This is a genomic window from Xanthomonas sp. NCPPB 4037 (genome assembly GCF_041475695.2).
In the GTDB taxonomy this organism is placed as follows: Bacteria; Pseudomonadota; Gammaproteobacteria; order Xanthomonadales; family Xanthomonadaceae; genus Xanthomonas; species Xanthomonas campestris.
The window spans coordinates 4,673,507-4,699,375 of the sequence record NZ_CM191261.1; the positions used below are offsets into that span (position 1 = coordinate 4,673,507).

At 63.4% G+C, this 25,869-nt stretch carries 22 protein-coding genes, 2 other RNA genes and 1 pseudogene; 15 read left to right on the forward strand and 10 right to left on the reverse strand.

Annotated features, from left to right (window positions below):
- Positions 1–20 precede the first annotated feature (20 nt).
- The 4 genes and pseudogenes from ACCQ01_RS20515 to ACCQ01_RS20530 all read right to left on the reverse strand — a co-directional run.
- Positions 21–479 (reverse strand): annotated as a pseudogene (locus tag ACCQ01_RS20515) (transporter); the annotation flags it as partial.
- A gap of 74 nt (positions 480–553) precedes the next feature.
- A complete protein-coding gene (locus ACCQ01_RS20520) occupies positions 554–1,030 on the reverse strand; it encodes a MarR family winged helix-turn-helix transcriptional regulator (protein ID WP_075285217.1) in 477 nt (158 codons plus the stop codon).
- 764 nt (positions 1,031–1,794) lie between these two features.
- On the reverse strand, positions 1,795–3,036 hold the full coding sequence (locus ACCQ01_RS20525) for an HD-GYP domain-containing protein (protein WP_228433068.1): 1,242 nt from the start codon (positions 3,034–3,036) through the stop codon (positions 1,795–1,797).
- A gap of 148 nt (positions 3,037–3,184) precedes the next feature.
- The gene (locus ACCQ01_RS20530) at positions 3,185–4,495 is read right to left on the reverse strand and encodes an MFS transporter (RefSeq protein ID WP_228433067.1); all 1,311 of its coding nucleotides are present in this window, start codon (positions 4,493–4,495) and stop codon (positions 3,185–3,187) included.
- A gap of 889 nt (positions 4,496–5,384) precedes the next feature.
- Between ACCQ01_RS20530 and ACCQ01_RS20535 the strand changes: the two genes are divergently transcribed.
- Complete coding sequence (locus tag ACCQ01_RS20535; protein WP_042597523.1) at positions 5,385–5,930, forward strand: gamma carbonic anhydrase family protein; 546 nt, start codon at positions 5,385–5,387, stop codon at positions 5,928–5,930.
- Positions 5,931–6,011: 81 nt separating this feature from the next.
- The gene (locus ACCQ01_RS20540) at positions 6,012–6,905 is read left to right on the forward strand and encodes a DUF2167 domain-containing protein (protein WP_228433066.1); all 894 of its coding nucleotides are present in this window, start codon (positions 6,012–6,014) and stop codon (positions 6,903–6,905) included.
- Positions 6,906–7,303: 398 nt separating this feature from the next.
- Here the strand turns inward: ACCQ01_RS20540 and ACCQ01_RS20545 are convergent, their stop codons facing one another.
- Positions 7,304–7,570: a YkgJ family cysteine cluster protein gene (locus ACCQ01_RS20545; protein WP_228433065.1), complete on the reverse strand. Its 267-nt coding sequence runs from the start codon at positions 7,568–7,570 to the stop codon at positions 7,304–7,306.
- 55 nt (positions 7,571–7,625) lie between these two features.
- On the opposite strand from ACCQ01_RS20545, the gene ACCQ01_RS20550 reads away from it, so the two are divergent.
- Both ACCQ01_RS20550 and ilvD read left to right on the forward strand, forming a co-directional pair.
- Positions 7,626–8,424 (forward strand): IS5 family transposase gene (locus ACCQ01_RS20550; RefSeq protein WP_228433064.1). Its coding sequence is split into 2 segments (ribosomal slippage): positions 7,626–7,897 and positions 7,896–8,424, totalling 801 coding nucleotides; the frame shifts between segments, so codons are not numbered across the junction.
- Positions 8,425–8,698: 274 nt separating this feature from the next.
- Entirely contained in the window at positions 8,699–10,537 is a 1,839-nt protein-coding gene (gene ilvD / locus ACCQ01_RS20555; RefSeq protein WP_012437115.1) for a dihydroxy-acid dehydratase, read from the forward strand.
- 121 nt (positions 10,538–10,658) lie between these two features.
- Here ilvD and ACCQ01_RS20560 read toward each other — a convergent pair.
- A non-coding RNA gene (locus ACCQ01_RS20560) (sX9 sRNA) lies at positions 10,659–10,729 on the reverse strand.
- Positions 10,730–10,805: 76 nt separating this feature from the next.
- Positions 10,806–11,789: an integron integrase gene (locus ACCQ01_RS20565; RefSeq protein ID WP_228433114.1), complete on the reverse strand. Its 984-nt coding sequence runs from the start codon at positions 11,787–11,789 to the stop codon at positions 10,806–10,808.
- A 553-nt stretch (positions 11,790–12,342) separates the two neighbouring features.
- On the opposite strand from ACCQ01_RS20565, the gene ACCQ01_RS20570 reads away from it, so the two are divergent.
- The 10 genes from ACCQ01_RS20570 (at position 12,343) to ACCQ01_RS20615 (ending at position 20,780) form a co-directional block, all read left to right on the forward strand.
- Entirely contained in the window at positions 12,343–13,104 is a 762-nt protein-coding gene (locus ACCQ01_RS20570) for a hypothetical protein (protein WP_228433063.1), read from the forward strand.
- Between the two features lie 2,395 nt (positions 13,105–15,499).
- On the forward strand, positions 15,500–16,306 hold the full coding sequence (locus ACCQ01_RS20575) for an IS5 family transposase (protein WP_006449292.1): 807 nt from the start codon (positions 15,500–15,502) through the stop codon (positions 16,304–16,306).
- A gap of 125 nt (positions 16,307–16,431) precedes the next feature.
- Positions 16,432–16,941 (forward strand): hypothetical protein, encoded by a 510-nt coding sequence (locus ACCQ01_RS20580; protein WP_012437101.1) that lies wholly within the window; start codon positions 16,432–16,434, stop codon positions 16,939–16,941.
- Positions 16,942–17,008: 67 nt separating this feature from the next.
- On the forward strand, positions 17,009–17,410 hold the full coding sequence (locus tag ACCQ01_RS20585) for a hypothetical protein (protein WP_228434059.1): 402 nt from the start codon (positions 17,009–17,011) through the stop codon (positions 17,408–17,410).
- Between the two features lie 218 nt (positions 17,411–17,628).
- Entirely contained in the window at positions 17,629–18,087 is a 459-nt protein-coding gene (locus ACCQ01_RS20590) for a GNAT family N-acetyltransferase (protein ID WP_228434058.1), read from the forward strand.
- A 65-nt stretch (positions 18,088–18,152) separates the two neighbouring features.
- Positions 18,153–18,944, forward strand: a complete 792-nt coding sequence (locus ACCQ01_RS20595) for a hypothetical protein (RefSeq protein ID WP_228434057.1) — start codon at positions 18,153–18,155, stop codon at positions 18,942–18,944.
- A gap of 153 nt (positions 18,945–19,097) precedes the next feature.
- Positions 19,098–19,172, forward strand: a non-coding RNA gene (locus tag ACCQ01_RS20600) — sX9 sRNA.
- A 70-nt stretch (positions 19,173–19,242) separates the two neighbouring features.
- Positions 19,243–19,629, forward strand: a complete 387-nt coding sequence (locus ACCQ01_RS20605) for a VOC family protein (RefSeq protein WP_228434056.1) — start codon at positions 19,243–19,245, stop codon at positions 19,627–19,629.
- 243 nt (positions 19,630–19,872) lie between these two features.
- Positions 19,873–20,250 carry a YfeK family protein gene (locus ACCQ01_RS20610; RefSeq protein WP_119960548.1) on the forward strand — a complete coding sequence of 126 codons (378 nt, stop codon included), beginning with the start codon at positions 19,873–19,875 and terminating at the stop codon, positions 20,248–20,250.
- Positions 20,251–20,333: 83 nt separating this feature from the next.
- On the forward strand, positions 20,334–20,780 hold the full coding sequence (locus tag ACCQ01_RS20615; RefSeq protein ID WP_323370342.1) for a methyltransferase family protein: 447 nt from the start codon (positions 20,334–20,336) through the stop codon (positions 20,778–20,780).
- Between the two features lie 33 nt (positions 20,781–20,813).
- Here the strand turns inward: ACCQ01_RS20615 and ACCQ01_RS20620 are convergent, their stop codons facing one another.
- The 3 genes from ACCQ01_RS20620 to ACCQ01_RS20630 form a co-directional block, all read right to left on the reverse strand.
- Entirely contained in the window at positions 20,814–22,979 is a 2,166-nt protein-coding gene (locus tag ACCQ01_RS20620; RefSeq protein ID WP_228434054.1) for a methyl-accepting chemotaxis protein, read from the reverse strand.
- Positions 22,976–23,419 (reverse strand): hypothetical protein, encoded by a 444-nt coding sequence (locus ACCQ01_RS20625; RefSeq protein ID WP_014509331.1) that lies wholly within the window; start codon positions 23,417–23,419, stop codon positions 22,976–22,978. Before ACCQ01_RS20625 ends, ACCQ01_RS20620 begins: the two co-directional genes overlap by 4 nt.
- A 707-nt stretch (positions 23,420–24,126) precedes the next feature.
- On the reverse strand, positions 24,127–24,555 hold the full coding sequence (locus ACCQ01_RS20630) for a winged helix-turn-helix transcriptional regulator (protein WP_011035577.1): 429 nt from the start codon (positions 24,553–24,555) through the stop codon (positions 24,127–24,129).
- Between the two features lie 135 nt (positions 24,556–24,690).
- On the opposite strand from ACCQ01_RS20630, the gene ACCQ01_RS20635 reads away from it, so the two are divergent.
- Positions 24,691–25,578, forward strand: a complete 888-nt coding sequence (locus tag ACCQ01_RS20635) for an SDR family oxidoreductase (protein ID WP_228419657.1) — start codon at positions 24,691–24,693, stop codon at positions 25,576–25,578.
- The last annotated feature ends 291 nt before the right edge of the window (positions 25,579–25,869 follow it).

A 25,869-nucleotide genomic window follows, 5' to 3' on the forward strand; every position in this document is an offset into this window, starting at 1 on the left:
AGTTGCCGGCATCACCGGCGCTAGAACACGTGGACGAACTGCACATTGAGGTTGCTGCCGGAGGCCGCGTTTTTGACCTCCACCGGCAGATAGAGATTGGCGAACAACAGATTGTTGGCATCCACGCGCCAGGCACCGTCCGGGTCGGCATGGAACGCGGGCTGTCGACTGTTAGCCACGCGTTGGCCATTGCTGCGGTTGTCGCGCAACTGGGTGAGGGAGTCGGCGTTGATGCCGACCCGCACATCGCTCACTACCTCCCATGAGGTAGTGAAGTTGATCCAGGCCGCATCGCCGGCCTGGCCATTGCGGAACGCAACGCCATCGGGAAGATTGGGCCGGCGGTCGCTGCGCAAGGTGTCGATGTAGTTCAGGCGCGCACTGATCTCCCAATGCGGCGTGGGCAATGCGGTGACCGCGGAGTTGGGCACCAGCGACCAGTACCCGGCGCCTGGATTGAGAGCGCGACGACCACTGAACGTGGATCGCAGTCTGGACTGGCGGATACGTGGTGTACTGCACGTGCCATCGCGCGATGCGCGCGCGTGGTCGGTTACAGCGTGTCGAGGCGATCCAGGCGATCGAGCGCGCGCAGCAACGGCGCTTCGCTGGGGCCGAGCACCACACTGAGCTGCTGTTCCATGCGCAGCACCTCCGCTTCGGCCTGCGCCAGCAGGCTGGCCCCGGTGGCAGTCAAGGACAGATGCTGCATGCGACGGTCCTGGCGCCCACGCACCTGCCGCAGCAGGCGCCGCTTCACCAGACGGGCCACCACGATGGCCAGATTCGGCGCCGAGACATGCAGCACGTCGCCGATCTGGCGCTGATTGATGCCCGGGTTGCCATCCACCAGCATCAGCAGCGAAAAGTCGACCGGCTTGAGCTCGAAGGCAGCCACGCAATCCTGGAACATGCGCCGCACCAGCAGCTCGGTGCGGGTGATGCGGTAGCCCAGCAACCGCAGCAGGCGCGTCTGGTCCACCGTGGCAACAGGATCGGGGAGCAGCACGGCGCTGGACGTGGCAGGCATGTGGATTCTCGCGACAAGGGCCATCACCGAACCAGGGAGCGGCGCGCCAGGCGCCTGCAACGCCGGCCCGCGACGTGAGCCGCATTGTAGACGTGGCGGGGCGTGCCGGTATCGCTTGCGTTGCGCGGTCAGCCTGCTGTGCGACCCAAAGCGGCAACACGCCGGCCACTGCAGTGCCCATGCTGGAGACCACGCACCGGCGCCGCACCGGCGGCGGGAAAGCGAAATGGTCCAGGTGCGGGTACGGCATGGAGATCCGGGCGCCAATGATTGCGTTCCGGAATAGTTATGCACCATAACTACATTGCCAAGCTGCAGCGCAGCATGGTCGCGCTCGCTAGGCGCCGAGCTGGCGGCCGCTGGTAGTGGTGAGCGCCTGTCCAGACGAGGAAAAGCCCATGTCATGGCAAGCGCCTGAGGGCGTGAGATGGCGCTGGGGAAGAGGCCCAGGCGCATCGTGGCCTGCGACGGCAGCACGGCCGGGTCGCCGGCAGTGCCGGGCTGGTGGCGCACGGTGGACTCTTGGCGCGCGCAGCAGCAGCGTCGCGCCGCTGCAGCACTCGGTGGTCACCGCGACCGGCGACGGCTGCAGAGCGCGCTACAGGGGCGCGTGACGCACCAGGCCCTGGAGGAGGAGCGCGCCTGGGCGCGATAAAGCGCCACGCGGCTCCCAGCTGCGCAGCGCTGATCCGGCACACGGCCCGGCGACTACTACCGCGCGTGTACCAGCAGCTCTCCGCACAGCGTCAAACGTTCAAGACGCCTTACGGCAGCCAGAGCTTCTCAAGATCGCGGAAGCCCCAATCAGTCGGGCTTTCCATCTGCACGATGCGGTCCTGGCACTCCGCACGCGACAGATCGATGTCCTGCACCAGCACGTGGCTGCGCAGCTTGGCCGAATAGAACACCCGCACCTTCGGCTTGAGCAGGGACTCGGCAGCCTGTTCGATCACCACCGCCAGCTTCTGCGACTCCAGCCGCACCAGTGAGCCCACCGGGTAGATGCCCAGCCGCCGCACGAAGGCCTGGAACACCACCGGGTCGAAGTGCCCCGTCCATGAGGCCATGCGCTTGAGCGATTCGGCCGGGTCCCAGCCGCGCTTGTAGGGCCGGTCAGAGCTGATCGCATCGTAGACATCGCACACCGCGCCCATGCGCGACATCAGCGAGATCTCTTCGCCTACCTGGCCCTTTGGGTAGCCACTGCCATCCATCTTTTCGTGGTGATGCAAGGCAATTTCCAGCACCACCGCGTTCTGCACCCCGCCGGCCAACAACAGGCGATGGCCATCCAGCGGATGCCGGCGGATGACGTCCATTTCTTCGTCGGTGAGCTTGCCGGGCTTGTTGAGGATATCCAGCGGCGTCACCGCCTTGCCCATGTCGTGCAGCAGGCCGCCCATCGCCGCCTCCACCACCTGCGCATCGGGCAGGCCGAGCTGGCGCGCCAACCCGCTCATCAGGCCGGCCACCGCCATCGAATGCAGGTAGGTGTAATCGTCGGCGGTCTTGAGCCGCGCCACGCTGATCAAGGCCTGCGGATGGCGCAGCACCGAATCGTTGATGGCCTCCACCAGCGGCATCGCCGCCTCGGTGTCGACAGTGCGGCCCAGCCGCACGTCGCGAAACATTTCTTCCACCACGCTGCGGCCGTCTTCGAAGATGCGGCGTGCACGCACCACTTCGGCTTCGATGCCCACCTTGGGCGCAACGTTAGTGGCGCGTGCGGCGCGTTCGACAGGCGCAGCGACCGAGGGTTCGGAGGCTGCAGGCGCGGGCGCCGTCAGAGCGGGCTCTTCCACCGCGGCGGGCGCAGCCGCTTCCACGTCCAGCCCACGTGTGGTATCGATCACCAGCTGCTCGATGCGGCTGTCGTGGATCTTGCCCACGTCGTCGGCATCGACCAGGAACGAGGTCTTCCAGAACGGATGGTGCACCCACGCGCCCAGCAGCTTGTAGACATACATGCCGGGGCGGAGTTGGTCGGAGTCGATGGTTCTGAGCATGCCGGCGCTGGTCTGCAAGTGGTCCGCGTAGCGCCCACCACAGGCGTGGCGGGTCTGCTGAGTTATCGGCAGCCGCGCAGAATTCTTTGGACCGGGCGCAACCGCAGCCGCCTCCCCAACCGGCAATGGGCAACGCCCGCGGAGCAGTTCAGCGCTCCGGCAGGCGCATCGCCACCACCGCGGCAGCGGCGAACAGCAACGGCACGCCGCAGGCCAGATACAACATGGCCGGCGACCACCCGGCATCCAGCAGCACCCCGGCGCACAGCGGCGAGACAATCGCGCCCAGCCGCCCGATCCCGATCGACCAGCCCATGCCGGTGGAGCGCACCGCCGCGGTGAACACCACCGGCGCCACCGCATAGAGCCCACCCATCGCTGCCGTCAGCGCGGCACCGGTCAGCAACGCAGTGGCAAATGCCCAACTCAGCACCGTGCTGCTCAACCCGAATGCGACCATCCCCACCGCCACCAGCACCAGTGCGCCAGCGGTGAGCCACGACAAGCGGCCACGTAGGGCCAGCCAACTAAACAGCGTGCCGCCCACAATGCCGCCCAGATTCAACAGCACCCCACCGGTGACACCCTGGGCAGCCGACAGGCCCGCGGTCACCAGCAGCTTGGGAGTCCAGCTGAGCACGAAGTAGAACGCGAACATCAACAAGAAAAATGCCAGCGCGATCAACAGCGATTGCCGCCGCAGCGCACCTACGAACAGGGCCGCATACCCCTGCACGTGCCCGGCCGCCTGCGCAGGTGGCAGTGGCAACTGCGCATGCGGCGGCATCCCCATGCGTGCCAGCACCGCGTTGAAGCGCGCCTGCGCGTTGGCCGGCCGGCGGGCGATCAGGAACTCCAGCGATTCGGGCAAACAGGCCAGTACCAGCGGGACGCAGAGCAACGCGCCGAACGCGCCAAGCCAGAACACCGATGGCCAGGACCAGTGTTGCAACAGCAGCGCGGCGATCGCGCCCCCAATCGTCGCCCCGACCGGGTAACCGGTGGCCTGCAGCACCGTCGCCGTGCTGCGCCAGCGTGCAGTGGAATATTCGGCGGCAGTGACCGCCACGCAGGCCAGCATGCCGCCGATGCCGACCCCGGTGAACGCCCGCAGTGCGCCCAGCTGCCAGGCACTGCCTGCCAGTGCGGATGCGCCCATGCCGACAGTCAGGATGGCCAGACACACCAGGATCAGCGCACGACGGCCAATGCGGTCTGCCCACGGCGCCAGCACCAGCGAGCCGACCGCCATGCCGACCAGCCCGGCACTGAACAGCGCTCCCAGCAGCTTCCCGGACAACTGCCAGTCCGCCGACACGTGCGGGGCGGTGAACGCCATCGCCATCACGTCGAAGCCGTCGAGCATCGTCAGCAGCACACACACCGCCAGGGCTCTCCACTGGAACGGCGTCATGCGCTCCAGAACAAAGTGCGCGGAAGTTGGCGTGCTTTGAAGCATTGGCGTGTCCTGTGAGGGGGGCTGATGTGGCGCAGCGGTTGCACGGGCGCATCCACGCTGCGCCTGGGGCACCGTGCGGGCGCACCCTCGAAAACCGTGTGTGTTGCGACAGACGCAACCGATACGTCGCAATGGCCTGCACGCTAGGCCGATTGCGGGTGCCGTTCAAGGCTGATCCCCGCAGTGGTGTGCGCTTATCGGATGCAGACCCAATGAGCTTCGCTTGCGCAGCACCAGGTTCGGATGTGGTGTCTGCATTGTGTGGTGCGCCTCAAGGCATGGAGCACGACGGGCAACCGGATCCTGCGCGGTAGCATCGTTCATCGCCGCATCGCTACCGCGCTAGCTGTTCGAGATCGCTCTGACGCGCGTGTGGGGTGATTGTCCGCACTGTCGCGCGACCTTGCGCAACGCACATACCGGCGACTAGCAACGCGACAAAGATCCATGCGACTAGAGCGGCTAACAAGACGTGGCGAACAGTCGTCAGGTAGTCATGGACTATGTGCTCAAAATCGGAGCGTACGAGCGGCCGATGCCGATTCCGATAACCGGACGCGCCCGCCTGGCGGTCGCGCAATCGTTTTGTCAGTTGTTACTGACCAGGCACGCATCGTGGTTAGCGGACGCGCTGCGTCCCCCCGTCAGATCGCCGGATACACCGCATGCCCAAGCAACAGCATCGCATATGACTTCAAACGCGCGACTCACTTGCAGCGATACACACAGCTTCACCCAAGACGCATCGAAACGCGCCGCCTCCAAGCATCCACACCCCGCATCCATGCATCTGCATCCATCGCGCAGCACCGCCGCAGCAACACGCACCGCACAGGTATCATCCACCTGTGCCCGCAGTTGGCGGCACGCTAACTTGCCGGAGAGTGCCGTGACCCCCATTCGCCCGTTTCTGGAACACACCCCGCAGCTGGGCGCGCGCGTCTATGTCGACCCGGCTTGCACCATTATCGGCAAGGTGCAGCTGGGCGACGACGTGTCGGTATGGCCGGGCACGGTGATTCGTGGCGACGTCAACCATGTGCAGATCGGCGCGCGCACCAACGTGCAGGATGGCACCATCATCCACGTCAGCCACCACAGCCCGTTCAACAAGGGCGGCTACCCGACCGTGATCGGCGAAGACGTCACCGTGGGCCACGGCACCATCCTGCATGCCTGCACCATCGAAGACCTGTGCCTGATCGGCATGGGCGCCTGCGTGCTCGATAACGCCACCATCAAACGCTACGGCTTTGTCGGTGCCGGCGCGGTGGTGGGCCCGGGCAAGGTGGTTGGCGAAGCGGAATTGTGGCTGGGCAATCCGGCCCGGCTGGCGCGCCGCCTCAGCGACCAGGAGATCGAAAGCCTGCACTATTCGGCGCAGCATTATGTGCGGCTCAAGGACCAGTATCTGGGCGCGGCCAGCGCGGGCTGACCCGTTGTCTGCCATGTGAACGCGTGGCAGAATCGGCGGCCTGCGGCGTGGGGACGCTGCCATCGAATGGATTCGACCTGCATGCACACTACCGTTGTCCTGCGCGGCCTGCTGGCCGCTTGCCTGCTTGTCGCAAGCCCGCTGTTCGCCATCCCGGCCGACGCCGTCGACGAAGCGCAAGTGCTGGCTGCGCTGCAGTACCGCGATGGCCACATCGCCGTGCCGCAGGCCAAGGCGCATTTCGATCTGGACCCGGCCTTCCGTTACCTGGACAAGGCCGACACGCGCCGTGTGCTCGAACAGCTGTGGGGCAACCCGCCCGACGACAGCGTGCTGGGCATGATCGTGCCGCGCACGCCTGCGCTGGATGCACCAGACAGCTGGGCGGTGGTGGTGACCTATAGCGATGAGGGCTATGTGTCCGACGAGGATGCCGCCAAGATCGACTACAGCGAACTGCTGGCCGACATGCAGAAAGGCACCGCCGAAGACAACGCTGCGCGGCGCGAACAGGGCTACGGCACGGTCGACCTGCTCGGCTGGGCGGTACCGCCGCGCTACGACGCCGGCAGCAAGAAGCTCTACTGGGCCAAGGAGCTGCGCTTCGACGGCGCCCAGCAGCACACGTTGAATTACGACATACGCGTGCTGGGCCGTAGCGGCTATCTCAGCCTCAACGCCGTCGCCGGCATCGGCCAGCTCGACCAAGTGCGCCAGGGCATGCAGCAGCTGCTGCCGATGACCGAGTTCGACCAGGGCGCGCGCTATGCCGACCACAACCCCTCCACCGACAAGATTGCCAGCTATGGCCTGGCCGGCCTGATCGGCGGCGGCCTGGCGGCCAAGGCCGGGCTGTTCGCCAAGCTGGGCCTGCTGCTGGCCAAGGGCTGGAAGCTGGTGTTGTTCGGCGTGCTGGCGCTGGGCGCCGGCATCAGGCGGGTGTTCGCCGGTCGCAAGGCGAACGGCAACGGTTGAACGCGGTGCTGGCGCTTCTTCGCCGTCCTGCATCGGCTATGTGGCTTGGCAGTGTTTCCTGCCTGCCGCGCTGTGAAGCGCGATAGTCGCTGGTGGCACTGCGCTGTGCGGCAATGGTCAGGCTGACCGGCTGGCATCTGTGCAAGTGCAGGCCCAAGAAGGCAGCCTGGTCACCGCACCCGGCTACGGCGGATGCACCGCATGCGGCAACGCTGCGCGGCATGCAGCGCCTAGGTTGGCGTGTCCATCAGAGCGATGCGCCGGTCGATCACACCGATGCAAGCATTGCCCAGATTGACCTGGAACGCGCAAAGCGGCGCAGCTAAGCCGCAGCGATCCCTGCAGTTCCAGCGCGGCGCTCCAGTCGGCCGTGCGCAACGGCACAACGCGCCTCACATTCAAGGCTCTGTCGCGCGCTCCAGGGCGGCGAGCATCGCCAGTGCCTGCGTCCGCGAGCTGCCGCACATCTCCAACGAAGGACGCAGGCTGGCACAGACCGCCGGGCGGCTCGGCTGCCCGAACAGGCGGCAGCCCCACTGCGCATCCAACTGCACGCACGGCACACCGGCCGGCTTGCCGTGCGGCATGCCCGGAATCGGCGAACTGATGGACGGGGCAATGCAGCACGCGGCACAGCCGGAGCGGCACGACAGAGTGGAGGTCATGCGCACAGTCTAAGAACCTGTTCACGATCTTTCCTGATCAGTGCAGACTATGCGGATGCGCCAAAAGACCTATCCGAGCGACATGAGCCGGGAGCAGTTCGAACACGTGCTGCCGATCCTGGAACAAGCGCGTAAGCGCACCAAGCCACGCCGTGTGGACGTGTATGAGGTGTGGTGCGCAGTGTTGTACGTGCTGCGAACCGGTTGCCAATGGCGAGCGCTCCCCAGCGACTTTCCGAAGTGGCGGACCGTGCACTCGTACTTTGCCAAGTGGAGCGAGTGCAACGATGAGGGAGTGAGCCTGCTGGAGCAGGCACTTAAAAAATCAGGTTGGCGTGGCCCGCGCCAGACAGGAGCGCAACGCCTGCACCAGGTTCTTGATCGTGGACGCGCAGAGCGTAAAGAACACGGACACAGCGGGGCAAAAGGGATATGACGCGGGCAAGAAGGTGTCGGGCATCAAGCGGCATATCGCTGTTGATACTCAGGGATTGCCCCATGCAATCGCGGTGACGACGGCGGAGGTGACCGATCGCAAAGGTGCGCTGCAGGCGTTGGAGCGCTGCCAGTCAAACTTGATGCATGTACGAAGCTTACTGTGCGACAGCGGTTACACCGGAGTACGGTTTGCCGACGGCGCGCGAGAGATTTTAGGCGAGCAGCTCACGGTGCAGATTGCCAAGCGCAGCGAACTGCACACCTTCAAGGTCATGCCCAAGCGATGGATCGTCGAGCGTAGTTTTGCTTGGCTGGAGAAGAACCGAAGGCTATGGAAGAACTGCGAGCGCAAACTCAACACCAGCCTGCAGTTCATCCATTTGGCCTTCTTGGCACTATTACTCAGAAGATCGTGAACAGGTTCTAAGAGCAGCTATCAAAACTACTGCGCAGCCGCCAGGCGGGCGCCTGCGCTATTGCTGCGCATGGATGAACCGTTTGGCGCAGCGGAATGGCGTGCTCGACGTTTGATGTCATCGCCCCAATGGCAGTCACGTTTGGCCGCCCGTTCACCCGGCAGCTGCGTGCTACCGTGCGAGATCACCGGAACGCGCCGCGACGGTTGCAGCAGCAACAGTCCTGGCGCGGTCTAATTGCCAGCCACCGCTCGCTCACGTTGTCGATCCCGCCATGCCCGAATACCGCTCCAAGACCTCCACCCACGGCCGCAACATGGCGGGCGCCCGCGCACTCTGGCGCGCCACCGGCATGAAGGATGGCGATTTCCACAAGCCGATCATTGCCATCGCCAATTCGTTCACGCAGTTCGTGCCCGGGCATGTGCACCTGAAGGATCTTGGGCAACTCGTGGCACGTGAGATCGAACGTGTCGGCGGCGTGGCCAAGGAGTTCGACACCATCGCCGTGGACGACGGTATCGCGATGGGCCACGACGGCATGCTGTATTCGCTGCCCAGCCGCGAAATCATCGCCGACTCGGTCGAGTACATGGTCAACGCGCATTGCGCCGACGCGCTGGTGTGCATCTCCAACTGCGACAAGATCACCCCCGGCATGTTGATGGCCGCCTTGCGCCTCAACATCCCCACCGTGTTCGTCTCCGGCGGGCCGATGGAAGCCGGCAAGACCAAGCTGGCCGACCATAATCTGGATCTGATCGACGCGATGGTGATCGCCGCCGACGACAGCGCCTCCGATGAAAAGGTCGCCGAGTTCGAACGCAGCGCCTGCCCCACGTGCGGCTCGTGCTCGGGCATGTTCACCGCCAACTCGATGAACTGCCTCACCGAAGCGCTGGGTCTTTCATTGCCAGGCAATGGCACTGTGGTGGCCACGCATGCCGACCGCGAGCAGCTGTTCCTGCGCGCCGGGCGCGTGGCGGTGGAACTGTGCCATCGCTGGTACGGCGGCGAAGACCCCACCGCACTGCCGCGCGGCATCGCCACCTTCGAAGCGTTCGAAAACGCGATGACGCTGGACATCGCCATGGGCGGCTCCACCAACACCATCCTGCATCTGCTGGCTGCCGCGCAGGAAGGCGAGGTGCCGTTCGGCATGCGCGATATCGACCGCCTGTCCAAGCGCGTGCCGCAGCTGTGCAAGGTGGCACCGAACACGCCCAAGTACCACATCGAAGACGTGCACCGTGCTGGCGGCATCATGTCCATCCTCGGCGAACTAGCACGTGGCGGCTTGCTGCACACCAATGCAGCCACCGTGCACACACGCACCCTGGCCGACGCCATCGCGCAATGGGATGTCACCCAGGTCGACGACGACAAGGTGCATACGTTCTACAAGGCCGGCCCGGCCGGCATTCCCACGCAGATTGCGTTTAGCCAGGCCACGCGCTGGGACACCCTGGACACCGACCGCAGCGAAGGCTGCATCCGCGATGTTGCGCATGCGTTCTCGCAGGAAGGCGGCCTGGCCGTGCTGTACGGCAATATCGCCCGCGATGGCTGCGTGGTGAAGACCGCCGGCGTGGACGAATCCATCCACGTCTTCGAAGGCAATGCCCGCGTCTACGAGAGCCAGGATTCGGCAGTGAAAGGCATCCTCGCCGACGAAGTCAAAGCCGGCGACGTGGTGGTGATCCGCTACGAAGGCCCCAAGGGCGGCCCCGGCATGCAGGAGATGCTCTACCCCACCAGCTACCTGAAATCCAAGGGCCTGGGCAAACACTGCGCACTACTCACCGACGGCCGCTTCTCCGGCGGCACCTCGGGCCTGTCGATCGGCCACGCCTCGCCGGAAGCCGCCGCAGGCGGTGCGATCGGCCTGGTGCGCAACGGCGACAAGATTCTCATCGATATCCCCAAGCGCTCGATCGACCTGCTCGTCTCCGACGAAGAACTGGCCGCACGCCGCACCGAGCAGGACGCCAAGGGCTGGAAGCCGGTGGAAGTGCGCCCACGCAAAGTCACCACCGCGCTGAAGGCGTACGCGTTGCTGGCGACCAGTGCGGACAAGGGCGCGGTACGCGACAAGGCGATGCTGGACGGCTGAGGCATTGCGATGAAGACCGCGGATATTTAGCGGTCTTCGTCGTATCCCGGCATCGGACGATGGAAGGGACTTCCTTCCCGATGCGTGACTGCAAACCCAGCGTTGGGTGGCTTTTTAGAGCCGCTAACAAAACGTAGCGAGCAGCCGTCAGGTGGGCGGACAGCGCTCGAAACCGGCGCGTAGGGCGTACATGCCGATTCCGGGCACCGGCCGCGCACGCCTGGCGGCTGCGCAGTCGTTTTGATCGCTGCTCTTATTGGCGGCAACGTCACCCACCGCTGAGATGCAGCCCATCCAGCGGGCTGCGCACCGCCGACGCTCCGCGCCCCAGCACATGCGTGTAGATCTGCGTGGTTGCCACATCCTTGTGGCCCAACAGCTCCTGCACAGTGCGGATATCGTGGCCGGCCTCCAGCAGATGCGTGGCGAACGAATGCCGCAGGGTGTGGCAGGTCGCCGGCTTGTCGATCCCGGCACGGCGCCGTGCCGCCTGTACCGCACGCTGCAGGACCTCTTCCGATACGTGATGCCGACCAACTCGGCCACTGCGCGGATCCACCGATCGACGCGCGCCGGGGAACAGATACTGCCAGCCGGGCTCGACATCGGCAGTGGGATACTTGCGCGCCAACGCATGCGGCAGGAACACCCGTCCTGCTCCCTCGGCGAGATCAGCGGCATGCAGCAGCAGCGCCCGCTCGCGCTGCTGCATTAATTCCCCTCGCAGGCTGCGCGGCAGCGGCACCCGCCGATCCTTGCCGCCTTTTCCGTCGCGCACCGCGATCTCGCAACGCACCATGTCCACATCCTTGATCCGCAACCGCAGGCATTCCAGCAACCGCATCCCGCTGCCGTAGAGCAGCCCCGCCATCAGCCGACACGCCCCCTCCAGCATCGTCAGCAGGCGCGTCACCTCCTCGACCGAGAGCACCACCGGAATGCGCCGCGGTCGCTTGGCGCGCACCAGGTTTTCCATCCAGGGCAACTCCAGGCCCAGGATCTCGCGATACAGGAACAGCAGTGCCGCCAGCGCCTGATTCTGCGTTCCGGCCGACACCTGGCCCCGCGTCGCCAGGTCGGTGAGAAACGCCTCGACCTCTGCCTGCCCCATCTGCGCTGGATGCCGTTTACCGTTGGCCAGGATGAAGCGTCGGATCCAGCCCACATACGCCTGCTCGGTGCGCAGGCTGTAGTGGCGAAGCCGCAGCCGACCACGGACCTGATCCAACAGCTTGGGGGTCAGACGCGTCATTACGCCTGCATCGTCACGGGTGTAACTCATACGCCGGCTCACACGTCGGATAACGCAACCAGCATCGACGCCAAGATTGTCGGTTGCTATCCGGCAAGTCACTGTTACGGAATAGGAATTCCCCCTTCCCAGCCATCCGGCCTTCGTCGATACTTGGCGCAACACCGCTTTTAGGCGGTCCAATATTAGTTAGGCAGTGGTGGAGCAAACACGTTGGTGGATCCGGCTTCGGTGCATTGACTGGGATGCATGCGGTCGGCTCCGGGCGGCAGTCATCACCGTTGCGGGGCGTGGCAAGTTCAGTGCTTCGCCCTCGTAAGTCACTTCCGCGCTGCGCTCGTTGCATTGTCTTCGGCAGCAGCCCGCACCGGGGCGTCGCTGGGCAAGCTCCATCCCGCAAGCAAGCTGTGGCACACTCGGTCCAGGCGGCAGTGCTGGGGAGCATGGTTGCATCATCCAACCTTTGCGGTCACTCACTGCCTAACAATTCATTCAAGCCGAAGTTGCTTCGCAACTCGGCTTAATTCAAGCGTTAGGCGGCAAGGAGAAGTTCATGGTGCCTTTGAAAGAAGTGCTGGAGAAACGCTTCGGCGGTGACTTCCCCGTTGGCGCGGGAACCACCAAGCGGGACGACCCGCTAGTCATTACAGACCAGCGCGATTACGTTTCAATCGAGTACGGAGTGGCCCAATTCCTACTGGAACAAATGGGCTTCGAGTACGAGTTCGAGAAACAGCAGACCCACAACTATGACGGCCGCGTGATAGATGAACTTATTTATGCCGCAAAGGAGACAGGAGAACCCGAGTGGACTCAAACGCGGAGATTTTTCTTCGACATAACTGCCGGGTTCAACCGCAACTCAGCAACTTCACCACAGAAGCCAAAAATTCCATCCGGCCACGTATTTGGTCACTCAAATTACAGCGACGCCCCAACCAAGGGTGGGAACGGCAAGATTAGACGCTACACGATGTGGGCACACCCTGGAGATGCAGACCTAAAGTACCTGAAGTCGGTAGAGCACAAATGGGAGATTGGCGGCTTCTTGCTTGGCCCAATCTGGGTTCTTATTCAGGGAGGTCCACCACTACTGGCTCTTTTGATCCTTGCCTTGGCCATCGCACCGTTTTTTGTCTTCGGCATCAACATTTTCACTATTCTTTGGGCAGTGATTGTCTGGACGCTCAATGCGAGAAGTCATTCGGGTTTGCAAGCTATGAGGCTTCGATCATTGGGGCACGATCGTTTAGGAGACATCTCCGCACAGTCCCACGAAGAGGCGCAGGATCTATTCAGGCGGTCACGCGGGTAGCCGCCTAACAATTCATTCAAGCCGAACTGGCTTCGCCAGTCGGCTTAATTCAGGCGTTAGGCCGTGGTGGAGCAAATGCGTTGGTGGTTGCCGCTTCGGTGGGTTCGCAGGCGTGCATGCGGTTGGCTCCGGACAGAGGTCATCACCGTTGCTGGTTGCGGTAAGTTCGGTGCTTCGCCTTGGCACGTCGTTCCCGCGCTGCGCTCGTTGCAGTTGGCTTCGGTGGCATCACGCGCCGCTGCATCGCTGAGCAAGCTCCACCCCGCAAGCTGTGGCACACTCGGTCAAGGCGGCAGTGCTGGGGAGCATGGTTGCACCATCCAACCTTCGCGGCCACTCACTGCCTAACAACTCATTCAAGCCGACGTTGCTTCGCAACTCGGCTTAATTCAAGCGTTAGGCCGTGGTGGAGCAAATGCGTTGGTTGTCGCCGCTTCGGTGAGTTCGCAGGCGTGCATGCGGTTGGCTCCGGACAGAGGTCATCACCTTTGTGGTTGCGGTAAGTTCGGTACTTCGCCTTGGCACATCGTTCCCGCGCTGCACTCGTTGCAGTTGGCTTCGGTGGCGTCACGCGCCACTGCATCGCTGGGCAACTTCGATCCCGCAAGCTGTGGCACACTCGGTCCAGGCGGCAGTGCTGGGGAGCATGGTTGCACCATCCAACCTTCGCGGCTACTCACTGCCTAACAATTCATTCAAGCCGAAGCCGCTTCGCGGCTCGGCTTAATTCAAGCGTTAGGCAGTGGTGGAGCAAACACGTTGGTGGATCCGGCTTCGGTGCATTGACTGGGATGCATGCGGTCGGCTCCGGGCGGCAGTCATCACCGTTGCGGGGCGTGGCAAGTTCAGTGCTTCGCCCTCGTAAGTCACTTCCGCGCTGCGCTCGTTGCATTGTCTTCGGCAGCAGCCCGCACCGGGGCGTCGCTGGGCAAGCTCCATCCCGCAAGCAAGCTGTGGCACACTCGGTCCAGGCGGCAGTGCTGGGGAGCATGGTTGCATCATCCAACCTTTGCGGTCACTCACTGCCTAACAATTCATTCAAGCCGAAGTTGCTTCGCAACTCGGCTTAATTCAAGCGTTAGGCCGTGGTGGAGCAAATGCGTTGTGGTTGCCGCTTCGGTGAGTTCGCAGGCATGCATGCGGTTGGCTCCGGACAGCAGTCATCACCGTTGCTGGTTGCGGTAAGTTCGGCACTTCGCCTTGGCACGTCGTTCCCGCGCTGCGCTCATTGCAGTTGGCTTCGGTGGCGTCACGCGCGTGCATCGCTGGGCAAGTTCCCTCCCGCAAGCTGTGGCACACTCGGTCCAGGCGGCAGTGCTGGGGAGCATGGTTGCACCATCCAACCTTCGCGGCCACTCACTGCCTAACAATTCATTCAAGCCGAAGTTGCTTCGCAACTCGGCTTAATTCAAGCGTTAGGCAGTGGTGGAGCAAATGCGTTGTTGGTTGCCGCTTCGGCGAGTTCGCAGGTATGCATGCGGCTGGATCCGGAAAGCAGTCATCACCGTTGCGGGGTGTGGCAAGTTCGGTGCTTCGCCCTAGCCCGTTGTTACTGCGCTGCGCTCATTGCATTTGGTTTCGGTGGCATCACGCGCCGCTGCATCGCTGAGGCAAGCTCCATCCCGCAAGCTGTGGCACACTCTGCCCAGGCGGCAGTGCTGGGGAGCATGGTTGCACCATCCAACCTTTGCGGCCACTCACTGCCTAACAACTCATTCAAGCCGACGTTGCTTCGCAACTCGGCTTAATTCAAGCGTTAGGCCGTGGTGGAGCAAATGCGTTAGTGGTCGCCGCCTCGGTGAGTTCGCAGGCATGCATACGGCTGGCTCCGGACAGGAGTCATCATCGCTGCTGGTTGCGGTAAGTTCGGTGCTTCGCCTTGGCACTTGGTTCCGGCGCTGCGCTCGTTGCAGTTGGCTCCGGTGGCATCACGCGCCGCTGCATCGCTGAGCAAGCTCCATCCCGTAAGCTGTGGCACACTCGGTCCAGGCGGCAGTGCTGGGGAGCATGGTTGCACCATCCAACCTTTGCGGTCACTCACTGCCTAACAATTCATTCAAGCCGAAGTTGCTTCGCAACTCGGCTTAATTCAAGCGTTAGGCCGCAGAGAGAAGCTGCTTGTGACCAAAGACTCCAAAGCGCGCCTCGTTTATTTCGTGCTTGCCTTGGCTGGCGTCTTCTTGCTTGGGGTAGCAACACCTTGGCTCAAGACTTTTGGTTCAACTGTGTACGTCTCGGCCGCCTTTGCATATCTAGCTGTGTTGTGGGTTGGGCTAAACTGGGTCGCGCACCGTGTCCGTACTAATGATAATTCGTAGTCACACGCGACTTTTGAATGTGGAGCCGCGGCTAGAGCGTGTTATGAACTTTGCCCTTGTCACGATAACGTATACGGATGAAGCCTCGTAAGCCATATCCAACCGATATCTCCGACGAAGAATGGGCCTTCGCTGCGCCATATCTCACACTGATGGATGCGCAAGCACCGCAGCGCAAATACGCGCTACGCGCGATGTTTAACGCACTGCGCTGGATCGCACGCGCCGGCGCACCGTGGCGATTGCTTCCCAACGATTTCCCGCCTTGGGAAGCGGTGTATCAGCAAACGCAGCGCTGGCTGCAGGCTGGCTGCTTTGAGGCCATGGTCAGCGATCTGCGCTCACTCTTGCGTGTGGCACAGGGGAAGAAAGGCCAGCCGAGCGCGGTGATTTTTGATGGCCGGACGCTGCAGTCCACCTGTGAAAGCGGGCCGCGTGCTGGATACGATGGCTATAAGCGCAAGAAAGGCAGCAAGGTGCATATGGCCGTCGATACGCTGGGACATCTGCTTGCCGTCCAGGTCACGCCGGCCAACGAGCAGGAACGCGCACAGGTCCGTTCGTTGGCCCAGGAGGTACAACACGTGACCGGTGAAACGGTCAAGATCGCTTTTGTGGATCAGGGCTATACCGGCCAAGAACCGGCGCAAGCGGCTAAGGAAGAGGGCATTGAGTTGCACGTCATCAAGCTGCAAGAAGCGAAGAAAGGCTTTGTCTTGCTGCCGCGCCGCTGGGTTGTCGAGCGCAGCTTCGGCTGGGTCAATCGCTTCAGACGACTGGCGCGCGACTATGAGCGATTGCCGGAAACGTTGGCCGGTTTGCACTTTGTCGTCTTCACGATCCTGATGCTTGGAAATGCAGCCGCTCTATTTCAAAGTTCATAACACGCTCTAACAATTCATTCAAGCCGAGCCCACATCAGGGCGGCGCCTAAGTGCACGCCTTCGGCTATATTTGCACTCAATCGCCGCCCTGCTGTGGGCCGGCTTAATTCAGGCGTTAGAGGGCTATGGGAAGTTCCGATGTCATCGCAGTTCTCGCGCTCATTGTCAGCTTGGCATCTGCCTACATCAGCTACAGAGCTTTCTCGCATTCCGTCATTGTGCATGAGCTCGAGTCGACACTAGCATTTGAGAGAGATAAATCTGAGTTGCTCATGCACGTGGAGCAAAGCCGTAACCTGTTCTCCTCGGCGCGCCGCGAGATCGAGCAGCTTCAATTTGTCTTGTCCCACGAGCCACAGCAGGTGCAAAGCGCCCTAAAGAACTACGACAATTTGTTCACTGAGTTCCTGCCGAGGCTTGTGGGTTCAGAGCGACAAGCCGGCCTGCTCTGGGATGAGATTCATGCATGGCGCGACAAGTCCGGCAGGAGCGCCTTCGCACACCACACACCGAGATTTCGGTCGCTAATTGAGAATGACCGCGTAGTCCACGACTCTGCGCTATTCTGCGCGCAAGAGGTGCGGGCACAGTTGGCGCGCGCGCGGGATTTATTCAACAGGGGGTTGCTCGGATAGCCCTCTAACAATTCGTTCAAACCGATGCCGCTTCGCAGCACGGCTTAACTCAGGCGTTAGGCACCGCATGAAAGTTCGATGGTTATTTGTTGCATGGGGAATTTTGGCAGCTTGGGTTCTTTTGCTTCGTTTCGGAGTGGTCGGTCCACGAGAGTGGCTAATCACGCTTTATGCCGTGGGTAGTCTTGCACTTGCAGGCGGAGCTGGCGCGCTACTCAACATCCGTTTTCGCCAAGATCTTCTGGCCGTTGATCGAGCTGCCTGGGAACACCTCACGCAATTTCCTGTTCTTGGTCCTGGCTACCACAACAATTTTTGTGAGCTGAGCTGGATCACACAGCCGTCGTCTACTATCCCGCCCCACCTCAAACCGCTGTGGCTTCGGGCACGCAAGCTCGTCTGGCTGCCAGTTGTCTGGTTCCTAACCACACCGGCAATCTGCGTTGTTGTAGGTGTCGGCAGTGCCTAACAATTCATTCAAGCCGAACCCGCTTGGCGGGCCGGCTTAATTCAGGCGTTAGGTCTCTGATGAGACTTCTCGTACTACTTCCTTTGCTCTTGCCACTCACCGCATCCGCGCGTGATATGGCGCCCTTGAATAATCCAGAGCTTGCTCCGGTCCTTGGCCTTTTCCAAGAACTGGTAACAACACCATCAAATTCAGACCATCCCTAAAGCACTCCCGTCATGCTCTCATCATCCCTGTATCGCGTCGTACATCAAACGCCGACTATCGAAGCGTATCGTCATCTTCGCCAAGCAAGCGGCTTGAGCCCGAAAGCGTTGGAAGCCGCAGAGCGCGGGTTGCCCAACTCGCTGTTCAGCGTGCAGGTGCTTTGCGATGGCGAGCCGGTGGCGATGGGGCGCGTCATCGGCGATGGCGGCTGTTTTTATCAGATCGTGGACATTGCCGTTTTGCCAGCGCATCAGGGCCGTGGTCTGGGCAAGGCTGTCATGGGTGAGATCGCAAGCTACATAGAACGCGAAGTACCTGCGTCTGCGTATGTCAGCCTGATTGCGGATGGTGAGGCGTATAAGCTCTACCAGCAGTTCGGTTTTGCGTTGACTGCGCCTGCCAGTGTAGGCATGGCCTTCAAGAGGAAAACATCGAGGACAAGCGCGGCGTTTGACGTTCTGAAGAGCTAAGATTGTTCTGCTGCGCTCGCGCCAGCGCTCCAATCTGTCATTCCAGCATTACCGCCAAGGAACGCATGTTCTCCATCTTCAAGAAGCAAGCCGCTCCATTACTGATTGTTCGTGCCGATGGGCGGGAGTTGTGTCGCATTAGCCAGAGCGATATCCCGTGTGAGATCAAGCCTTCCGCATGGTTGAAAGCCGATAGCGTCCTGGAATTTACCGACTCGGCGGGAAGCGTGCATCGGCATGAACTTGGTACTGCGACAGGATGGTTCCACTTCTCCATTCGCGTACATCCCAACCTGGGGTGCCAGGCAGACTGTGTCATTTCCCAGACCGAGCAGCTCGATCCAGACGCGTTTGCGAATGGGCACGCAGACGGGATCAGATTTCAGCCGTTCTTCCTGCCGGGCGCCAGCGTCAGCAGTACCGCACTTGCAGGCAAGGGGCTTTTTGCCAGGGGTCTGCACTTCAGTGGACTAGTCACCGGCGGCAACGTGCTGCTTTCCTGTGAATGCGACCACTGCAAACGTTCGTTCCTGATCCGTTCCTACCACGCCGGTTTCAGCAACGCGGGCTATTTCTACTCGGAATCCGGCAGGTACACCATCACGGTGGAGGACCACATTACCGGCAGTCCGGCCGCATTGACAGAGCCGGACCCCGAGCAGCTGCATGCACTGGAAGAACGGCTGCCGCTGGCACCGGATGGGTCGGCCTATCGCTATATGAATCCGTTCCGCTGCCCACACTGCGCTGCGCCCTATATCGACTTTGCGGCACACCCCGGCCTTCGAAAGAACGAGTACTACGGCAACTACTTTGTCGGTAGCGATCTGCTGCGGTATACGCCAGCCGATCCCTGAGCCGTATCTGCTTACGGCGTCTCTGCTTTCGCGGCAGGCAAAGCTATTAGCGGGCTCGGGCTTAAATTTTGCGTAGCGGTGCCTGGTAATAGGAGCAGCTATCAAAACTGCTGCGCAGCCGCCAGGCGGGCGCGGCCGGTGCTCGGAATCGGCATGTACCCCCGTACACTGCGGTTCCTCCGCGCCGTCCGCACCCACCTGACGGCTGCTCGCTACGTTTTGTTAGCCGCTCTTACGTTCTTGCCTGGAGCCTTGTTGGGGCAGACTAGTCGCTACCCACCAGACCCGAGGTCAAGCCATGTCGCAAGCTGCCAGCGCCGGCTTGTTTATCTATGCCAAGGATCTTGAGCGCGTGGCGGCTTTTTACCAGCGCCTGCTGGGTATGCAGGCGATCCATTCCAGCAAGGAATTGGTTGTGCTGAACGCAGCCGCGTTGCAACTTGTCATCCATGCAATACCTGAGGCGATCGCCGCCTCCATCACCATCGCCGATCCGCCCAGCAGGCGTGAGAACAGCGCGCTCAAGTTCTTTTTCACCGTCCCGAGTATCACGCAGCTCGCCGGGCTTGCAGCTGCGCTTGGCGGCGAAATTTTGCCAGAGCAGTGGCGCGGCGCCGGCTTCGTTGCCTGTAATGCCGTTGACCCGGAAGGCAATATCTTCCAGCTGCGCGAACGCGCTGCCTAGAGAGTGGTCGAGCAGCGCATCAGAGCGGCGAGGCTTCGGTCGCGTCGAGGCGCAGTGCTGCAGGGTGTTGTGAGCCTTCGCCCATGCGACGCCACGGGCACGTTCGCTCTGGGCGCACGCAATCATTCAGCCGTCCATGGGCCAGATCCCGCTGCACGCCAGCGGCTGCAAAGCGATACTGGCACTGCTGTTCTGGCCTATGCTTCGCATCTTCCGAAACAACGCTTGGCGAATGGATTCACGATGAAGAAAAGAATATGGCTCATCTGCTTGCTGGTGTCGGGATCGGCGTTTGCGCAAGGCGTAGCCCCTACCACGACACGGGAGATCAACCAGCTGTTCGCAGCGTTGAAAAGCTCTAACTGCGAGTTCTCGCGCAACGGGTCGTGGTATTCGGCGCCCAAAGCCAGCGAGCATTTGCAACGCAAGTACGACTACCTGCAGAAGAAGGGCCTGGTCACCAGCACCGAATCCTTTATCGAGCTTGCTGCGACCAAGAGCAGCATGTCAGGTAAGCCGTACGAGGTGCGATGCGGTGGCGCGGCGGCGGTACCGAGCCAATCCTGGTTCACCGGCAGGCTGCGCGCATTACGCAAGGGCACGCCGGCCTCCGGCAGCTGATACCTCGGCCGAGCGATGACGTGCGTGATGGCGGGCATGTACCGCCGGCTTCCCTGCGGCACTGAGCACGGCGGAGCGTCTGGATGCTGCAACGGTTAGAAACACGCGTTCCACCGCCTGTGCTGCTAGCGCTGCTGGGCGTGATCGCCGCCGGCACGGCAGCGCTGTTACCGAGCATCGCGCTCCCGCTGCCGGGCCGGATGTTGATGGCCGGTACCTGTGTGCTCGGGGGCATCGCGTTGAATGTGCTTCCAAAGCTGACATTTGCCAGGGCCGGGACCACGATCAACCCACTCGCGCCGCAGCGTGCAACGCAGCTGGTAACCACGGGCCTGCATCGCCACACCCGCAACCCGATGTATCTCGGCCGTGCGCTGCTGCTGGGCGGCTGGATCGTGTCGCTGCAGCAGGACGCCGCCCTGGTCCTGGTGGGGCCTACGTGCTGGCAATCACGCGGCTCCAGATTCTGCCGGAAGAGCGCGCATTGGCGGCGCAGTTTGGCCCCGCCTACGCCGCGTATTGCCGGGTGACGCCGCGTTGGCTATAGACCACCACAGTGTTGCTCACGCGGCATGGCGTGCCTGTCTTGCAGCACTCTGCGCTGTGGGCGCTGCGTCTTCTACAAAAAGGCTCACTGCATCTTCCAGCTGTGCGGCATGGTCGCCCATGGCACGCGCGGCGGTGCTGGCCTCCTGCATGCGTAGCACGCCGTCGCGCATGTCGATATCCACGCGACTCAAGGTCTGATGCACTTGCGCGATGCTGCCGGCCTCTTGCTCGGAGGCGACCGCAATCGTGCTCAGCGTGCTGCTCACCTGGCCAATGGTGGTCACGATGTGCTGCATGCCGGCACCGGCGCTGCGTACTTGCTGCACACCGGCTTCAACGTGCGTCACCGATTCGCCGATCAACGCCTTGATCTGGCTGGCGGCGGTGGAGGAGCGTAGTGCCAGCGCGCGTACTTCGCTGGCCACCACCGCAAAGCCACGGCCTTCGTCGCCTGCACGCGCCGCTTCCACGGCAGCGTTGAGCGCCAGGATGTTGGTCTGGAAGGCCAACCCATCGATGACGGCGATGATGTCCTGGATACGCCGCGAGGCGGCTTCCATCTGTTGCATGGTGCTCATCGCCTTGCCCATGGTGTCGCCGCCTGCACGCGCCGCTTCCGATGCGGCGGCAGCCAGCACATCGGCATCGGCTGCCTGCGCGCTGTGCTGCTGCATGGTGCCAAGCACGGCCTGCATCTGTTGCGCCGCCTCGCCCAGCGTGACCGACTGGCGCCGCACCTGCTGCTCCAGTGCGTCGTTGCCGTGCAGGATCGTGACCGACTGGCGCCGCCACTGCTGCTCCAGTGCGTCGTTGCCGAGCAGGATGTGGCCGGTTGCCGCGTTGATGGCGCCGCTGGAACTGCGGATCTGCACGATGATGCGGGCAAGTGCATCGGCCGTGGCATTGGCATCGCGCTTCATGTGGTCGAACACGCCCTCGCAGGCACGATCGATGCGTTGCGACAGGTCGCCGTGCGCCAGTGCCGCCAGCATGCGCCGCATGTCCTGCAAGCTGTCTTCGGTAACCGCAAGAAAGCGGTTGATGCCTTCGGCCAGCTGGCCCAAGGTGCTGTCGTGCGCATGCCCATGCAGCCGCGCGCCGAGCTCGCCGCGGGTGGCTTGCGCAATCACGGTGGTCATTTGCGCTTCGAGCAACAAGGCCTGGGTGCGGTCCTGCCATTCCACCACCACGCCCAGTGGCATGCCGTCGTGATCGTGCACGGGTGTGACGCTCTCCTGCAGCTGCAATGCGCCCAGCGCGCGCGCACCTGCGCCGCTTTCGACAGCACGCCGCTGTGCGGCCTCGGCAAGCGCCTGCTGCACGGTGTGCGCATCGCTGCGCGCGCTCAATTGTGCGAAGGAGTGATTGCGGTAGAGCGCCTCGCCCTGCGTGTCGACGATGGCCACAGCCATGGCCGAGGCATCCAGCGCCAGGCGGATCCGGCGATTTTCCTGCAGCAGCTGCTGTTGCGTGGTGATGCGTTCCTGCACCTGCGCGCTCATGCGCACCAGCGCCTGCGCCAGCGAACCGGCACGAAAATGCTGCTGCATGATGGCCGGCGGCAAGGCGTCGCCCTTGGCCAGCGTGTCGGCAAGCTGCGCCAGCGCCTCTGCTTCGTGATCCAGCGCGTCCAGTTGGCGTCGCAGTTGCACGGCCATGACGCAGACGAAGGCGGTTTCCACGATCACATAGCCGGCGTGCAGCACGACGATGCCGAACCCGCTGCCGGCACTGAAGGCCTGCACCGGCAGCCCGCGCGCCTGCAGCCAATAAAACGCAAGGTGGTGCACGGCGATGGCAGCGGCGGCCACCACCACCGGCAGCCAGTCGCGGTAATACAACAGCAGCGCCAGGATCACGAAAACGCCGAAGTGCATTTCCACCAGCCCGTGTGCCTGCTGGATGGTGGCAGCCACTAAAGCCATCAGCACCAGCGCGGTGGTCACACTGGTCAGCCGCGTGCCGGGATTGAAGCGCGCCTGCCACAGCATCAGCAGCAGGCTGGGCAGCGTGACCGCCAGGAAGGGCGTCCACTGCCCCTGATACCAGGCCAGCGCCAGCGAGCCAGCGCTCTGTAAGGTGGCGAGCCAGAGAAAGAGACGGTCGGCCTTGATCGCCAGCCGGTTGGCGTAGCCCGAGGCCAGCTGCGCGGTGGGTGCGTGCGTTGCGGTGCTGCTCATGCCGACACCCCCGCAGCACAGGCGCACGGTGCCACCAGCGCGGCATCCGCCGGGCGTGCCAAGACCTGCGGCAGCCAGCGTGGCCACTCTGCCGCACCGGCACGCCCGCACACCGCGCCGCCCTGCGCGGGGCCGGCATAGCGCGGCTGGCCATCGGTGCCGAGCAGCCACACCGCATAGCCGCTGCCATGCAGGGCCGGCACATCGATCTGCTGGACGCGCCCGCCGCGCGCGCGAACCGCCTGGCTCAATAACGCCCAGGCACGTGCATCGGCGGCGCCGTCGCAGGTGCAGGCACCCACGACGCCGACCAGCATCGGTGCGGTCGACAGCGCCGGCAGGCTGGCCTGTACGCGCGCCCAGGCGCTGGCCGCATCGCCGGCAGCAGCCTGCGGCGTGGTCCAGGCAACGGCGATCCAACCGCACCACAGCGCCAGCAAGGCGACGCCGGCGGTACGCCGGGGGCGGGTGAGGAGGAACCGACTAAGGGCATGTGCGCTGAATCCGACTGGCTGGTGTCGCCTTATCGGACTTGGCCGCTTACGCTTGAGCCGGCTTCGATTGGTATTTCTGATCGCTGCGATAGCGGATGACGCTGCACGTTGCAGCGCAACGGTTTGCGGTGATGGCAGGTGTGCAAACCCGAAAATCATGTTTAGTCGGCGCGCGCCTTTGTGAGTGTGTTTTCACAGAACGATTGCAGCACATGCCCTAGCGCAGCTGCCGATGCGTGCAACGGTGGTGGGCCCGACTGGATTGCCTGGGCCGTGCCTGTAGTGGGCCAACAACCATCCGCTCAGGTGTCGCGGCCGCGCCAATACGCCACCGCATAGGATTGCGCGCCAGGACGAACACTCGGCGCGCAGCAGCAACGAGTACAAGGCATCACACGGTCAGAGCCGTGTGAGTGGCATGCAGAACGATGCGCGACCCCGACTCACGGCGATGTTGCCGCAGGCGACAAAACGAGCGCTGAGGCATACACGCCCAGCAGCCGACTACCGAAGGACCAACACCTAAGTCACCACGTCCAACGTTCGCCTTGCATGCCGGTGCATCGCAGGGGCGACCTGACGCGTGCACCAGCGTCGGCGCGCAGACCCTGCCGCGGTCACCGCGATCGCCGTGACTGCGGCAACGCGCAGCGTCAGGCGATCGGGTCGTTGGCTTCCATCAGGCCGGCGGTCTGCGCGCGGTCGAAACGCTCACGTGCGGTGCGGATGTCGGCGTGGTGTTCGCCGGCCCAGTTGAGCAACTGCGAGACCGGGCCGAGCAGCGCCACACCCAGCTTGGCCAACGCATACTCCACGCTCGGCGGCTTGGTGGCGTAGACCTTGCGAGTGATCATGCCGTTGCGCTCAAGGTTGCGCAGGGTCTGGGTGAGCATGCGCTTGGAGATATCCGGCACGGCGCGCTGGATGGCGCTGAAACGGGACGGGCCAGGGATCAGCGTGAGCAGGATCAGCAAGGTCCACTTGTCGCCAATCTGGTCGAGCACATCGCGCACCGGGCACTTGGTGGCGTCGAACGGCCCTTCCAGGGACGGCGGCGGCGGAAACAGGGCAATGGCATTCACGGGGGCATCTCACGGTAACCAGGGGGAGAAAAACTGCCTCCTTGCGGAGGATGGGACGACCCCGACAATAGGCTCGCTGGACTTCCGGTCTAAATACTAGACCAAACCTCTTATCGATACCTGACGGAGCGCATCATGGCACACACCTCCCCCCTGATTCTTGTCACCGGCGCCAGCGGACACCTGGGAGCGCTGATCGTCGATGCGTTGCTTGAGCGTGTGCCTGCCGGCCGCATCGTAGCAACCGCGCGCGAGACCGCGTCACTGTCGGCATTCGCAAAACGCGACATCAGCGTACGTCGCGCCGATTACGCCGACCCGGCCTCGCTGGACGCCGCCTTCGCCGGGGTCGGCACGGTCCTGCTGGTGTCCTCCAACGCGGTGGGCGCGCGCGTGGAGCAGCACCGCAACGTGATCGAGGCCGCCAAGCGTGCCGGCGTGGGTCTGCTCGCCTACACCAGCGTGCTGCGTGCCGACACCAGCACGCTCTCGCTGGCCGGCGAGCACGTGACCACCGAAGCACTGCTGCGCGACAGCGGCGTGCCGCACGTGCTGCTGCGTAACGGTTGGTACACCGAGAACTACACCGGCTCGATCGGCCCGGAACTGGCGCACGGCGCGGTTATCGGCAGCTCCGGCGATGGCAGGATCAGCGCCGCAACCCGTGCCGACTACGCAGCCGCTGCGGCGGCAGTGCTGGCCTCCGCCGAACCGCAGGCCGGGCGCATCTACGAGCTGGCGGGCGATCAGGCCTTCAGCATGGCCGACTACGCCGCCGAGCTGGCGCAGCAGGCGGGCAAGCCGGTGGCCTACAACGACATGCCGGAGGCGGACTATGCCGCGGCCCTGGTCCAGGCCGGGCTGCCGGCCGGCTTCGCCCAGGTGCTGGCGCAGTGTTCGGCGTCCGCAGGCGGCGGCAGCCTGTTCGACGACAGCCACACCTTGAGCAAGCTGATCGGCCGCCCCACCACCCCGCTGCGCGACACCATTGCCGCTGCGTTGGCGGCGCACCCGGCGGGCTGATCCCGGCACCGTTCGCAGGCAGGTCCTGCGAACGGTGGGTGGGCCCGGCGGAGACCTGTTGCCGCCAACGCAGCCGGAGCGAACGCGCCGGTCACTCGGCCAGAAGGGCGCCAGGCATGCGGCGCCCAGCTGCCGGCATGACGGCATGCCTGTGCCGTGCGTGTCGCGCCGACTGAAGCGAATTTGGCTTGAGTCGCTGCTGCGCCCGATGCGCAAGGAACACAACTCCGGTCGCTGCCGATGGCGTGCAGGCTTGGTCGCCATGGCGTCGTGCGGAGATCCTTGGCTCCG